The sequence below is a fragment of the Massilia mucilaginosa genome, assembly GCF_011682145.1.
Taxonomy (GTDB): Bacteria; Pseudomonadota; Gammaproteobacteria; order Burkholderiales; family Burkholderiaceae_D; genus Telluria_A; species Telluria_A mucilaginosa.
In genome coordinates, this window is the sequence record NZ_WHJH01000022.1 from 31,244 (window position 1) to 44,026 (window position 12,783).

A 12,783-nucleotide genomic window follows, 5' to 3' on the forward strand; every position below is an offset into this window, starting at 1 on the left:
TGTTCCCGTGGTGGGGACGGTGCTGCAACAGGAATGCGGGAAACCGCCTCAGAACTGCGTCTTGTCCTGCTGGTACAAGGTATCGTGCGGACCGGCCGGCAGGCCTGCGCCGAGGCGGTACACAGCCAGACCGTTGGCCTGGCGCGCCAGTGGAATGTAGTTCGGCTTGGCTTTTTCCATGGCGGCGACAACCGCCTTGGCGATCAGCCCGGCCAGGCCGGCTTGCGATTGCTGGGCGGAGGGGTCGTAGGCCATTTTTTCCTGGTGCTTCCACAGTTCCTGTCCGGTGCTGCCGCTCTTGAGCGAGTAGCTCAGTTCCACCGTGGTGACGGTCGATAGCACCGCGTAGCGCGAGTCCCAGCGTTCGATGACGACATACAGGATGCTGTCGGCGCCGAACAGACCGCCCAGCTTGACCGGATCGCTGGCGTGGACCATGTCGGCGTCGGCCAGGCCGTCGTCTTCCATCACGCGCTTGATCAGGTTGACCGGGAACACGTAGTAGCCGCGTTCGGCGATCGGACGGGAGATGGTCGACAGGAAGTAGTCCGGGGCGTCGACGTCGACGCTGCGGCTGACCACCGGCACGATCAGCACCGAGCGCGGATTCGCTTCGCGGAACTTGGCGTAGTCCTTGTGGACCGGAGCGCGCGTGGCGCAGCCGCTCATGAGGGCGAGCGCGGCGGCCAGGGCGAACAGTTTGCTTGTATAACGCATCATTGTTTCACTTCCACCTTGGGCGGCGCCTGGGTCAGCGCGATCTTGCTCATTCTGTCCATCAGCACGGCCGATTCCGGCCAGCGGCTCTTTTCTTTCTCGAACCAGGCGAGCGCCTCCTGCTGGCGCCCGCGCGCCATCAGCAGGTAGCCGTACTCGGCATACATGCCGGGACCGACGCTGCGCTTGCCGGCCTCGGCCTTCTTGATGGTGCTCTCGATGTCGAGCATCAGGGCGTCGGGCGCGCTCGGGTTCTTGTAGTAGCCGTACATCGACTGTTCGTAATTGCCCCAGTCGTATTTCGGTGGGGGCGCCGTGGCGCAGCCGCCCAGCAGGGCGAGGGTGGCGCCGGTCAACAGGATGCGTTTCATTTGGCGCTTTCGGATGCGTAGACGAGTTTGCTGCTTTCGCCGTTGCTGGCGAAGATTTTCTGCGCCATCAGGACGCTGGCGCCACGCCGCAGTTCGACCTGGTGCACCCCTTCTTCGATCAAGAGGCTGTTGGCGACGCCGTTGTACTGGGCCGCATTGCCGGCCGCCAGGCCGTCGACGTAGAGGATGGCGTCGGCCGGCGCGCCCTGTACGATCAGGGTAGGGCGCGGCGCGCCTGTGCTGACCTGGGTGGTCGGCATGGCGCAGGCGGTCAGGCAGGCGGCCACGGCCAGTGCGAGGAGGTTTTTCATAGGGCTCATTTTTTCTGTTCGGTGATGAAATAGCCGGCGTTGTTGCCGCTCGGGACGCTGCCGCTGATGATCTCGGCGACGGCGCCTTCATTGCTTTCGGCGTCGCCGAACAGGCTCACCACGCGCACGCTGCCCACCGCGGTGCCGGGCAGGGTGATCTGGAAGCCGGTTTGTGCACTCTTGATCTTGTCGCCTTCACGCATGATGGCGAAGGTGTCGCCGGTCTTGATGCCCTGTTTCGCGCCGCCCGACATGAACACTTGCTTGCCGTCCGCCTTGAGGATGTCGGTGCGCCACTGGCGTTCTTCCAGCTTCGAGATCAGGGCATTCTGGACATCCGAGATGGCGGCCGCGATGGCGCGGTCGTTCAGGGTGCTGTCGTAGTCGGCCTTGCTGCCGTAGCCGGCGATCTCGCCCGACTCGGTATTGGCCTGGCCCACGCCGGAAGCGGTGAAGAAGATGTGTCCGGTGCGGGCGTCGGCCAGGCGTACCTCGACCTTGGCGCGCGCGGTCTGGACCTTGGTCGAGCTCAGGAAGCCGCTTTTGCCGGTGGTGCTGCGGCCAAATTCGGTGACCGAGCCGAGGATCAGGGCATCGACCCCGATCAGCTGGGCCGCGGCGCCGTTGCGTGCCGCCTCGTCGGTGAGCTTGCCGATGTCCTGGCGTTCGAAGACCAGGAACTTGTTCGAGCCGACCAGCTTGGTGGCGAGCATGTCCGAGGCCTGCTTGCCGAGCGGATCGAGGCTGGCGTCGGTCTGGAAGGTGCGGCCGTAACGGGTTTCGTTCGAAAAGCGCCCAATGGCGACCTTGCGCTTGAAGACCTTGGCGTCCGGAATCGCCGCCGCTTGCTGTGCGGCCTGCTGGGCGCTGCGCGAGGCGCTCGCTTCCACCGCCACTGGCGGGGTGGTGGTCGTCGCGCAGGCGCTCAGGAGTAACACGATACCCGCGCTGATGAGGGATTTGTTTAACAAAACCATTCCTTTGTCATTGTAATTTTTGGTAGGGAATTAATTATAATCATTCAGTAATATTTACGGTAGGAAATGCTTGTGCCGCTGAAGACATGGCAGGCGTAGAAACAACAATGCCAACAGCAAGCTGTTGGCATTGTCGGGGAGGGCGCCGGAGTGGGAGTCTATTGCCGGCTGCCGGCCGCGCTGGCTGCGCCGAGGCGCCCGCGCACCGGCGCAGGTGCCAGCGGCCGGGCCGCGTGCGCACCGGACTCGACCCCGTCGAGGCGAAACACGCCGACCACTTGCGACAGGCGCGCAGCCTGGTCCTGCATGCTTTCGGCGGCAGCGGCCGCTTCTTCGACCAGCGCGGCGTTTTGCTGGGTCGCCGCGTCCATCTGGGCAATCGCCTGGTTGACCTGGGCGATCCCGGCACTCTGCTCGTGGCTGGCGGCCGAAATCTCGGCCATGATGTCGGTCACGCGGCGCACGCTGGCCACCACATTGTCCATCGTGCCGCCAGCGTCGGCCACCAGCTTGTTGCCGACCGATACCTTTTCCACCGAGTCGCCGATCAGGGCCTTGATTTCCTTGGCGGCCGCGGCGCTGCGCTGGGCCAGGTTGCGCACTTCCGAGGCGACCACGGCAAACCCACGGCCCTGCTCGCCAGCGCGCGCCGCTTCCACCGCCGCGTTCAGCGCCAGAATATTGGTCTGGAAGGCAATGCCGTCGATCACGCTGATGATGTCGACAATTTTCCTCGACGAATCGTTGATCGAGGCCATGGTATCGACCACCTGGGCCACCACCGCGCCACCCTGCATGGCCACGTCGGACGCGGTGGCGGCCAGCTGGTTGGCCTGGCGCGCGTTGTCGGAGTTTTGCTTGACGGTGCCGGTCAGCTCTTCCATGGAGGCGGCGGTTTCTTCCAGCGAACTGGCTTGCTGCTCGGTGCGCGAGGACAGGTCGAGGTTGCCGGACGCGATCTGGCTCGAGGCCGTCGCGATGGTGTCGGTCCCCATGCGTACTTGCATCACGATCTTGGCGAGGTCGTCGCGCATGGTGCGGATGCCGTGCAGCAGGCTGCTGGTGTCATTGTGCTTGAGGTCGATGTTGATGCTCAGGTCGCCCTCGGCGATGCTGCGCGCAATGCCGGCCGCGTAAGCCGGTTCGCCGCCGAGCTGGCGCAGCAGGCCGCGTCCGATCAGCAGGCCGATGCCCAGCAGTACGCCAGCGAGCGCCAGCGCGCCCAGCGAGAAGCGCAGCAGGCGCGCGTGGATGGCGCTGTCGACGGTGTCGATGTACACGCCCGAGCCGACGATCCAGCCCCATGGCGCGAAGCCTTTGACGTAGGATACTTTTTGCACCGGATTCTCGCTGCCCGGCTTGGGCCACATGTAGAACACGAAGCCGGCGCCGCTGGTTTTGACGGTGTCGGAGAATTCGGTAAAGAAAAACTTGCCGGTCGGGTCTTTGGTGCCGCTGCCATCGGTATTGTCGAGTGCCGGCTTGATGGGATGCATCAGGATCCTGGCACTCTGGTCCTGGACCCAGAAGTATTCGGTCTTGTTGTAGCGCAGCGCCTTGATGGCGGCCAGGGCATGCTTCTGGGCCTCGGCGGCCGGCATGCCGCCTTTTTCCGCCAGTCCATGATAGTAGGCGACCACGCCGTGCGCAGTCTCGACAGTCTGACGCACATTGTTCTGGCGCTCTTCCAGGATCATGCGTTTTTCGGAAATGAGGAACAGCGCGGTCAAGACCACGATGCCGATGACGCTGCTGATGATCAGCGTAGCGAGTTTCTTCGCGATGCTCATCGATTCGAGAACGGAAATATTCATGGTGACATCCTTGTGCGTGCAGTCTGCGAGCCGGTCTGTCTTGTGAAAGATAGCATGTGCAATGGGTTTTTGGTGCTTTTTGGAACGCCACCGAGGCTGGCTGGCGACAGATTGCGATGGCGTCTCCCTAGGAGTCTGCGCGGCAGAAGCTCGTCGGCCGAAACGGGTGGAGAAAAGTCCCACTCCCCACCCATTTCTCGGTCGTAGGTGCGCCGTCGCGCACCTACCTACGGCTACAGACCTCAAAAGTGGGTGTGAATTGGGTTCTTTTCCCACCCGTTTCGCCTCGACTCCTTCTGCCGCGCAGACTCCGAGCGCCGCAGGCGGCCGGCCGGGCGTGCGCGGGTCGGCAGGCACGCCGGTGGCGGGCTTGACGGGGAAAGCGGGATCGGGGTCGCCGTCAGGCCGGAATAAAGTACTTACAGGAAAGGTTACGTCATAGAAAGTAGACAGTCAAACATTGACTGGTGCAGGCCGATGGAAAGTGTCTCGGCCCACCCGAAAAGCAACAGGCCGGATGCGCTTCGCATAGATATGTGGAAATAATGTGTAATAGCAAGGTCATCCCGGCGTCACTCTGTCGTAACATTAGAGCAATATTATCTTTCTTGCCTGTAAGACAGGCCACGACCCTGATGATTTTTCAAGAAAGACAGCCATGCAGTATTGCCCGCCAACACCCCGCCGGACGCCGCTTGCCGCGCGCCTCCTGTTTGCCGCACTGATGTGCGCGAGCCTGGCCGCCTGCGGCAACGACGATCCGGCGCCGGCCACGCCGGTCGCGCAAACGCCGGCGCCCGCGCCCGGCGCGGCCGACCCGTCGCGCGCCTGCAGTAGCAAGTCAGCCAGCATGCGTTGCGCCCCGTGAGCGCAGCTTTCCCTCGCGCCACCCGATAAAACCGACAGACAATGACGATGACACCCACCAGCAGACGCGCGTTCTTGCGCCAGGCCGGCAAGGTCGGCGCTAGCGCCGCCGCGCTTTCCATGTTTCCGCCCGCGATCAGCAGGGCCCTTGCGGTCGCGGCCAACAACCGCACCGGCACCATCCGCGATGTCGAGCATATCGTCATCCTGATGCAGGAAAACCGTTCCTTCGACCATTACTTCGGCACCCTGAAAGGGGTGCGCGGTTTCGGCGACCGCTTTCCGATCCCGCTGCCGGCCTCGACCGCAATGGGCAAGCACCGGGTCTGGTACCAGCTCAACGACAGCGTGCCGGCGGCGCCGCGCGTGATCGCGCCCTTCCATCTGAATACCCAGCAAAGTTTCAATGCCATGCGGGTGGCGGGCACGCCGCACAGCTGGCCCAATGCGCAGTACGCGTGGAACCACGGCATCATGGACACCTGGCCGACCCACAAGCAAAACCATTCGATGGGCTATTACAAGGAAGCCGATATTCCTTTCCAGTTCGCGCTGGCCAACGCGTTTACCATTTGCGACGCCTACCACTGCTCGTTCCAGGGCGGCACCAACCCGAACCGGGTGTATGCCTGGACCGGCGCCAACGACCCGCTCAAGCAGGGTAATGGCCCGGTCATCGGCAACAGCTACGACAGCGTCGAGCACGACCCGACCGGCGGCTACGCCTGGCTCACCTATCCGGAACGGCTGCAGGCGGCCGGCATCGGCTGGCAGGTGTACCAGAACATGGCAGACAACTTCACCGACAACCCGCTGGCCGGCTTCCGGCGCTTCCGCGACGCCTTCGCCAACCTGCCCGGGTCCGATCCGCAGTTGCGCGAACGGGGCATGAGCACGCGCGACCTCGACCAGCTCAAGCTCGACGTGCAGGGCAACAAGCTGCCGCAAGTGTCGTTCATTGTCGCCACCGCCGAAGGCTCCGAGCATCCCGGCCCGTCCAGCCCGGCGCAGGGCGCCGAGTACACCGCGGCCGTGCTGGACGCGCTGACCTCGAATACCGAGGTCTGGAGCAAGACCGTGCTGTTCCTGATGTTCGACGAAAACGACGGGTTTTTCGACCACGTACCGCCGCCTGCCGCGCCATCGTATGTGCAATGGAACAGCGACCAGAAGCAGGCCGTGCTGGCCGGCGCCTCGACCGTCAGCACCGTCGGCGAATACCATGACATTCGTTCCGCCGAAACCAGTGAAGCGCCCGCCCTCATGCACCGGCCGTACGGCCTCGGCCCGCGCGTGCCGATGTATGTGATTTCGCCGTGGAGCAAGGGCGGCTGGGTCAACTCGCAAGTGTTCGATCACACCTCGGTGATTCGGTTCATCGAAACCCGTTTCGGGGTGATGGAACCGACCATTACGCCGTGGCGCCGCGCCGTTTGCGGCGACCTGATGAGCGCATTCAACTTCCGGGACCCGGACGGCACGGCTTTTGCGACCGCCTTGCCGGACACCAGGGCGCTGGCCGCGCGCGCCCGCGCGCTGGGCGACACCAGGATGCCGGACCTGCCTCCGCTGCCGGAATTGCCAACCCAGGTGGCCGGCACGCGGCCCTCGCGCGCCTTGCCGTACGAGCTGCACACGAGCGCACGCGTGCATCCCGACAAGGTCGAGGTCGAGCTGCTGTTCGCGAACACGGGGGCGGCCGCCGCGGTGTTCCATGTGTACGACCAGAACCAGTTGAACAAGCCGCCACGGCGCTACACGGTCGAAGCGGGCAAGGACCTGAACGGGGTCTGGGCGCTGGGGGAGCAGATGGGCAAGTACGATCTGTGGGTGCTGGGGCCGAACGGTTTTCACCGCCACTTCAGCGGCACCGCCTCGCGCCAGGGGCCGCAGCCGGAAATCCAGGTCTGCTACGACATCGCCAACGGCGGCGTGTCGGCCAAGCTGCGCAACAACGGCGCGGTCGCGGCCACCTTCGTGCTCAAGGCCAACGCCTACCTCGATGCGCCGGCGTGGAGCGTGACGGTGGCGGCCGGCGCCATAGCGGAGCAAGCCTGGCCGCTGTGCGATTGCGGCAACTGGTACGACTTCAGCGTGCGCGTGACCGAACTGCCCGGCTACGTGCGGCGCTTTGCCGGCCGCGTGGAAACCGGCAAGGATGCGATCAGCGATCCGGCCATGGGCGGACTGGCGCTGGCTGCCGACTAAGCGGGCGGATGCGCATGTGCACGCCCTTGCGCGTGCACATGCGCCATGCCGTTACGGCGCCGCCGAAAACGAACTATGCGATGGAAATTTTTTCTTCATCCATTCGTCGTTCAACTGCAGGGCGGTGACGATATCGTCCGGCAGCGTATCGAGAATCTCCGGATCGTCGCTCGGGGTATCGGCCAGCAGGCTGGCCAGGTGGATGATGGCGCCGAGTTTGCTGAACGGGTGGGCCGCCATCGGGTCCGACGAGCATTCCAGCGCGCGCACGATCTGTTCCGGAAAGTTCCAGCGCCGGCCCAGCTCGGCCGTAATTTCCCCTTCGCAAAATCCCAGCAAGCGCTGCTCGCGCTCCCAGCGTCCGCCCGGCAGGTGCGGCTGCTGTTCGATTTCGGCGAACGCGGTCGGCTCGGCCTGGTAAATCAGCAGTTCGCCCAGGCGCACCATCATGCCGGCCAGCCAGGCATCCTGGCCATCGTTGCCCAGGCTGGTCGAAAGCCACTTGGCGTAGCCGGCGCAGGCCATGCTGCTTTTCCAGAATTCATCGCTGTCGAGCCCTGGCAGGTCGGGAAAGGATTCGGCGAAGCAGGCCGCCAGCGCCAGGGTGCGCACGTGCGCCATGCCGGTCATGGCGATGGCGTCGTCGAGCGAATTGACGCCGCGCGAGACGCCGAAGCGGGCGCTGTTGGCCAGGCGCATCAGCTTGGCGGTGAGCGCCGGATCGCGCGCGATGATGGCGCTGATCGACTTGGCCGAGGCATCTTCATCGTCCAGCGTCTTGATGAGCGCGTGGGCCACTTCGGAAATCACCGGGAGTTTGACGTTCTGAAAAAATGCGGAGAGGACGGGCATGGGGCTTCCTTTTGAAGGTCAGTCGCGGCGTGAAGAAAGAGACTGCAAACGGGACAGCTGGGACAGGGCAAGGGCGGCGCCGCCGGGGTATGCCAGGCGCGTCGCTTGATGAATGGCGGTATGGAATCGGGCAGGCATGCTTCGGTGTTCCCCAGCTTGCGTTGATGATTCAGTCTACTATGAGTAATGCCCCATGCAAACAAAATCCGCAGCGTCCCGGACACGGCGGCGCGCGGGTGAAGCGGCGCGGGACGGCGCGCCGATGGAGCGCTCGCGGTTTCCTCTACGGGCGACTGGCGCGCCATGCGGCGTGCGTAAAAAAGCCGGTCGCGACGGTAGCTGCCAAGGTGTTGTTTTAGCGTGCGCAACAGGCAGGAAGAATGTCTGGCCGACCGGCTGTCATCAATGCCGGCGGCAATTGGCAATTGGCAAATGGCAAATGGCAAAAGGTAAACGGCAGAGAAAGATTGATAATATCTTTGCTTGGACATCGTCCCACCCCGGAGCGTTTCCGGCTATCAAGCTGCGCCCTTGGCTCGACGTTTCAGAAAATTGACTATCGTCAATGCTGTCCCTGCGTCGCAGAGCAAGATTGAAGACTGGTCGGTCCCGTTCAATCACCCCGGAGGCAATCGCCATGACCCCTTGGAACCCATCGTTCGCCCGCGCGCTCGCCGCTGCGCTCGTGCCCATCGTGCTGGCTGGCTGCGGCGGCGCGGTCCAGGCGCCGGACAGGAAGCTGTCGCTCACCGTCTTGTCGAGCAAGCCGCATGAAGTCTCCGGCGGCGACGCCCGCATTGCCGTCAGCGCCGTTGCGGACGCGTCCGGGCTGACATTCCTGCTCAATGGCCAGCGCATCGACCCGCCGATGGTCACCGCCGGCACGCGCATGGAAGGGGTGGTGTCCGGCCTGGCCGACGGCGCCAACACGCTCGAAGTGCGCTACGCCGGCCATGGCGGGCGCGCTGCTTCGGCCTCGCTGGTGCTGACCAACCACGCGCTGAGCGGCCCCATTTTCAGCGGCCCGCAGCAGCAGCCGTTCGTGTGCCGCACCCACGAGTCGGGCCTGGGTCAGCCGCTGGTGGACAACCAGGACGGCATCGGCCATCCGGTATTCGACACGGTTGGCGGGCGCCCGGTCGGTCACAGCAAGGCCTGCGCCATCAAGACCCAGATTCACTACTTTTACTTTACCGGCGACGGCTTCAAGCCCTTCGATGCCGCCACCGGCTACGCCACGCCCCCGGCCGACCTGAAAACCATCACGCTTGGCGGCGCCAGCGTGCCGTATGTGGTGCGGGTCGAAGCCGGCACCATCAACCGTTTCGTGTACACCATCGCCATGCTGGCGCCGTCGGCGCCGCGCCCGGACGCGGCGTCCGGTACGGCGCCTGGCTTCGACCGCGCATCCTGGAACCGCAAGCTGGTGTACTGGCTGCGCGGCGGGGTCGGCCTGGGTCACCAGCAGGGCACCGCGATCTGGTTCAGCAATGGCTTGCGCGGCAGCGAGCGCCAGATCGTTTCGCGCATCCTGGCGCAGGGCTATGCGGTGCTCAGTTCGTCCGGCAATGAAGCGGGCGTGCACTACAACATGCGCCTGGCCGAAGAAACGGCCATGATGACCAAGGAACGCTTTATCGAAGCGGTCGGCCAGCCGGCGTTCACGATCGGGATCGGCGGCTCGGGCGGGGCGGTGCAGCAGTATCTGTTCGCGCAAAACCGGCCGGGATTGCTGGACGCCGGGATTCCGGTGCAATCGTATCCGGACATGGTCACGCAAACCATCCCGGTGGCCGACTGCCCGCTGCTGGAACAGTATTTCAGCGACGAGGTGGCGCGCGATGCGGCCTCGCCCTGGGCAAGCTGGAGCCGGCGCGCGCTGATCGAAGGCTCGAACGCCAGCGATACGGCCGCCAATCCGGTCACCGGCAAACCCGGGTCGACCGAATGCATCAACGGCTGGCAGGGCGCGGTGCCGACCGTGCTCAATCCCGTCTTCAAGGATCCGCGCTACGAGCTGGTGGCAAAAAACTACGGCTATCCGGCGGACGTCTTTGCGAACGTCAAATGGACACACTGGAACGACCTGGCCAATATCTACGGCAGCGGCGCCGACGGCCACGCCCCGAGCCCGGTCGATAACGTCGGCGTGCAGTACGGCCTTGGCGCGCTGGCCGCAGGGCAGATCGGCAAGGATGAATTCTTGCGTATCAATGCCTGCGTCGGCAGCTGGAAGGAGCCGTCGCAATTCGTCATGTGGGACGCGGCCGCCGATCCTTTCGACGGGCGCAACATGCAGCGCAGCGCAAGCTGCCGCGATCCGGGCGGCGTGCCGGCGCCACGGCGCGCGGGCGACCTGGCGGCCATGCGCGCGGCCTATGCATCGGGCCACGTGTTCACCGGGCAGCGCCTGGGCATTCCCATGATCGACGTGCGCCCGTACCTGGAGCCTTCGCTGAATATGCATAACGCGCGCCAGGCGTTTTCGGTGCGCGCGCGCCTGCTGGACGCCAGCCGCGCGGCGGCGCGCAACCAGGTGATCTGGTTCGCGGCCGAGAAAGCCGACCAGGCCGCGCGCGCCATCGATGCGCTGGCGGTGCTGGACCGCTACCTGAGCGACGGCGCCGCGCCGGCCGCTTTTGCCGACCGCTGTTTCGACGCCAGCGGTGCGCTGATCGGCAGCGGACCATCGGCCTGGGATGGCGTGTTGAACCAGCGCCCCAAGGGCGTCTGCAGCGCCGCCTTTCCGATCTTTGCCAGCCCGCGCATGATGGCGGGCGACTCGATCAAGGGCGATATCTTCAAGTGCAAGCTCAAACCGGTGGCCGCCGCGCTGCGCGATGGCACCTATCCGGCTGCGGCCGGGTTCAGCGCCGATGACAGGCAATGGCTGGAGCGGATCTTCCCGCAAGGCGTGTGCGACTATCGGGCCGGCGACCAGGGCCGGCCGGCGCGCTGGTGACGGCGGCCGGCCCCGATCCGGCGGCGCCTTATCTGGCGCCGCTGTACTTGAACGCCAGGATCGCGCCCGGATTTTCCAGCCTGGTGGCCGGCGCGCCGTTCTCGCCGGTGCCGAGCGAGCCTTCAACATCGGTGGCCACGTAAATGGTGGCGCCATCGGCGCTGACCACCACGTCGCGATAGCGGTTCACCGAGCGAAACAGCGGCTCGGCGTCACCGAGCGGCAGGTGGCCTGCCGGATCGAGCCGCACGCGGTAGATGGTGCCGCGTTTCAGGCTGCCGATCAGCAGCGAATTCTCCCAACCGGGCACGCCCGCCTTGCCGCCCTTGTAATAGGCGACCGACGATGGCGCGACCGTCGGCCAGCAAATGTAATACAGGCTGCTGTCGGCGCACACAGGGTCCTTGAAACTGAAGCTGTTGTCGACCGTGTAGAAGGTTTTCAGCGGTTCGACGAAATCCGGATCGGACCACGCCGATTCCTTCTGCACCGGTACGCCGGGCGGCACGCTGGTGCCGTTCGCGGCCGGGTCCTTGACGCCCTCGCAGCCGCCTTCGGCCTTCGAATAGTTGGCGTAGGCATAGGCGGCGTTATCCTTGTAGCCGGCCACGTTGGGCCAGCCGTAATTGCGCCCGGCCAGGATCAGATTGAGTTCGTCGTCGGTGTTCGGTCCCTGTTCGGTGGCGTACAGCTGGCCGGCGGGGCTGAACACCATGCCCTGGGTATTGCGGATGCCCCAGGCGTAGACATGGCTTTTCACGCCGTGGATGAGCGGGTTGTCGGGCGGGATGGAGCCGTCCTGGTTCAGGCGCAGGATCTTGCCGCGATAGTGGCTAGTGGCGCCAGTCGGCGGCGCGCACCTCGGCGGCGCTCGGCAGCACCTGCGCCAGGTTCGGCACGCACAGATAGCTCATCTGGTTGGCGCCCTGGTCGCCGATGGCGTAGTACAGTTTCTGGTCGGGGCCGAACAGCAGGCGCGCCGACTGGTGGTCGTGCGAGGACGGCAAGCCTTTGATGACATCCTTCGGCGCGCTCAGTTTCTGGGTCGTCGCATCGTAGGTGTAGCGGCGGATCGCGGTGCGGTTGGGAAAAGCGCCGCCGTCGCCGCCGGCGTACGAGAACGACACATACACATAGTCGCGCCCGCGTTTCCTGAGCAGGTCCGGGTGCAGGGCCAGCCCGAGCAAGCCGTCTTGCGCCTTGTCGGAGGAGACCACGTCGTCGATGGTGGCGATCACGGTCTTCTTGCCGCTGGCCGGATCGACGCGCACCACGCGCTTGCCGGTCTGCTCGGTCAGCCATAGCTGGCCATCCGGACCCAGCACCATATTGTGGGGATTGGCGAAGCCGCTCGCGAGCACGGTTTTGGCAAAGCCCGGCGGCAGCGGCGCAACCTTGGCGCCGGTCGGCGGCGGCGGTTCGGCCCATGCCGGTGAGCTGGAGGCCAGCAGGAGGATCAGGGTGCGCGCAATGCCGTGACGGTTCATGTTTTCTCCAGGGGCCGCAGGCCCGGTTGATGTCGGTATGGTCAACCAAACAATATACGCTAACTGCATATCCGCACGCTTCGCCAAAAAAGTCGGCGCCGATGCCGTCCTTGGTCGGACGCTGGTCGCTGATGCCGACGATGTTAATGGCGCAGGCGCCGGCGACCGGCTTGGCGACGACATCGCTGCTGGCGGCTTCGTAATTGAGCGCTACCTT

12 protein-coding genes are annotated in these 12,783 nt (G+C 64.9%); 4 read left to right on the plus strand and 8 right to left on the minus strand.

Annotated features, from left to right (window positions below):
* Positions 1-48: 48 nt before the first annotated feature.
* The 5 genes from F2P45_RS18110 to F2P45_RS18130 all read right to left on the minus strand — a co-directional run bounded on the left by F2P45_RS18110 (position 49) and on the right by F2P45_RS18130 (position 4,190).
* Entirely contained in the window at positions 49-720 is a 672-nt protein-coding gene (locus F2P45_RS18110) for a DUF799 domain-containing protein (RefSeq protein WP_166878057.1), read from the minus strand.
* Positions 717-1,088: a DUF4810 domain-containing protein gene (locus tag F2P45_RS18115; RefSeq protein ID WP_166878060.1), complete on the minus strand. Its 372-nt coding sequence runs from the start codon at positions 1,086-1,088 to the stop codon at positions 717-719. The genes F2P45_RS18110 and F2P45_RS18115 overlap by 4 nt, the downstream gene beginning before the upstream one ends.
* A complete protein-coding gene (locus tag F2P45_RS18120; protein ID WP_187367188.1) occupies positions 1,085-1,399 on the minus strand; it encodes a hypothetical protein in 315 nt (104 codons plus the stop codon). Before F2P45_RS18120 ends, F2P45_RS18115 begins: the two co-directional genes overlap by 4 nt.
* Positions 1,400-1,404: 5 nt before the next feature.
* A complete protein-coding gene (locus F2P45_RS18125) occupies positions 1,405-2,370 on the minus strand; it encodes a CsgG/HfaB family protein (protein ID WP_229505147.1) in 966 nt (321 codons plus the stop codon).
* Between the two features lie 164 nt (positions 2,371-2,534).
* Positions 2,535-4,190, minus strand: a complete 1,656-nt coding sequence (locus F2P45_RS18130; RefSeq protein WP_229505148.1) for a methyl-accepting chemotaxis protein — start codon at positions 4,188-4,190, stop codon at positions 2,535-2,537.
* A gap of 658 nt (positions 4,191-4,848) precedes the next feature.
* Between F2P45_RS18130 and F2P45_RS18135 the strand changes: the two genes are divergently transcribed.
* Together F2P45_RS18135 and F2P45_RS18140 are read left to right on the plus strand one after the other, a co-directional pair.
* Positions 4,849-5,058 carry a hypothetical protein gene (locus F2P45_RS18135; RefSeq protein WP_166877999.1) on the plus strand — a complete coding sequence of 70 codons (210 nt, stop codon included), beginning with the start codon at positions 4,849-4,851 and terminating at the stop codon, positions 5,056-5,058.
* A 47-nt stretch (positions 5,059-5,105) separates the two neighbouring features.
* The gene (locus tag F2P45_RS18140; protein ID WP_166878221.1) at positions 5,106-7,265 is read left to right on the plus strand and encodes a phosphocholine-specific phospholipase C; all 2,160 of its coding nucleotides are present in this window, start codon (positions 5,106-5,108) and stop codon (positions 7,263-7,265) included.
* A gap of 51 nt (positions 7,266-7,316) precedes the next feature.
* Here F2P45_RS18140 and F2P45_RS18145 read toward each other — a convergent pair whose 3' ends face one another.
* Positions 7,317-8,117, minus strand: coding sequence for an HDOD domain-containing protein (locus F2P45_RS18145; protein ID WP_166878066.1), 801 nt, complete (start codon positions 8,115-8,117; stop codon positions 7,317-7,319).
* A 193-nt stretch (positions 8,118-8,310) separates the two neighbouring features.
* Here F2P45_RS18145 and F2P45_RS18150 point away from each other — a divergent pair, with 193 nt between their 5' ends.
* Both F2P45_RS18150 and F2P45_RS18155 read left to right on the plus strand, forming a co-directional pair.
* Positions 8,311-8,673, plus strand: a complete 363-nt coding sequence (locus tag F2P45_RS18150; protein WP_166878068.1) for a hypothetical protein — start codon at positions 8,311-8,313, stop codon at positions 8,671-8,673.
* Positions 8,674-8,754: 81 nt separating this feature from the next.
* Positions 8,755-11,079: a DUF6351 family protein gene (locus F2P45_RS18155; protein WP_166878071.1), complete on the plus strand. Its 2,325-nt coding sequence runs from the start codon at positions 8,755-8,757 to the stop codon at positions 11,077-11,079.
* 28 nt (positions 11,080-11,107) lie between these two features.
* Here the strand turns inward: F2P45_RS18155 and F2P45_RS35705 are convergent, their stop codons facing one another.
* Positions 11,108-11,986 carry a PQQ-dependent sugar dehydrogenase gene (locus F2P45_RS35705; RefSeq protein WP_370663274.1) on the minus strand — a complete coding sequence of 293 codons (879 nt, stop codon included), beginning with the start codon at positions 11,984-11,986 and terminating at the stop codon, positions 11,108-11,110.
* Positions 11,913-12,566, minus strand: a complete 654-nt coding sequence (locus F2P45_RS35710) for a PQQ-dependent sugar dehydrogenase (protein ID WP_223164776.1) — start codon at positions 12,564-12,566, stop codon at positions 11,913-11,915. Before F2P45_RS35710 ends, F2P45_RS35705 begins: the two co-directional genes overlap by 74 nt.
* Between the last annotated feature and the right edge of the window lie 217 nt (positions 12,567-12,783).

Coding starts and splice junctions, on each gene's coding strand:
- F2P45_RS18110 (WP_166878057.1), bottom strand. CDS start 720: ATGATGCGTTATACAAGCAAACTGTTCGCCCTGGCCGCCGCGCTCGCC.
- F2P45_RS18115 (WP_166878060.1), bottom strand. CDS start 1,088: ATGAAACGCATCCTGTTGACCGGCGCCACCCTCGCCCTGCTGGGCGGC.
- F2P45_RS18120 (WP_187367188.1), bottom strand. CDS start 1,399: ATGAAAAACCTCCTCGCACTGGCCGTGGCCGCCTGCCTGACCGCCTGC.
- F2P45_RS18130 (WP_229505148.1), bottom strand. CDS start 4,190: ATGAATATTTCCGTTCTCGAATCGATGAGCATCGCGAAGAAACTCGCT.
- F2P45_RS18135 (WP_166877999.1), top strand. CDS start 4,849: ATGCAGTATTGCCCGCCAACACCCCGCCGGACGCCGCTTGCCGCGCGC.
- F2P45_RS18140 (WP_166878221.1), top strand. CDS start 5,106: ATGACACCCACCAGCAGACGCGCGTTCTTGCGCCAGGCCGGCAAGGTC.
- F2P45_RS18145 (WP_166878066.1), bottom strand. CDS start 8,117: ATGCCCGTCCTCTCCGCATTTTTTCAGAACGTCAAACTCCCGGTGATT.
- F2P45_RS18150 (WP_166878068.1), top strand. CDS start 8,311: ATGCAAACAAAATCCGCAGCGTCCCGGACACGGCGGCGCGCGGGTGAA.
- F2P45_RS18155 (WP_166878071.1), top strand. CDS start 8,755: ATGACCCCTTGGAACCCATCGTTCGCCCGCGCGCTCGCCGCTGCGCTC.
- F2P45_RS35710 (WP_223164776.1), bottom strand. CDS start 12,566: ATGAACCGTCACGGCATTGCGCGCACCCTGATCCTCCTGCTGGCCTCC.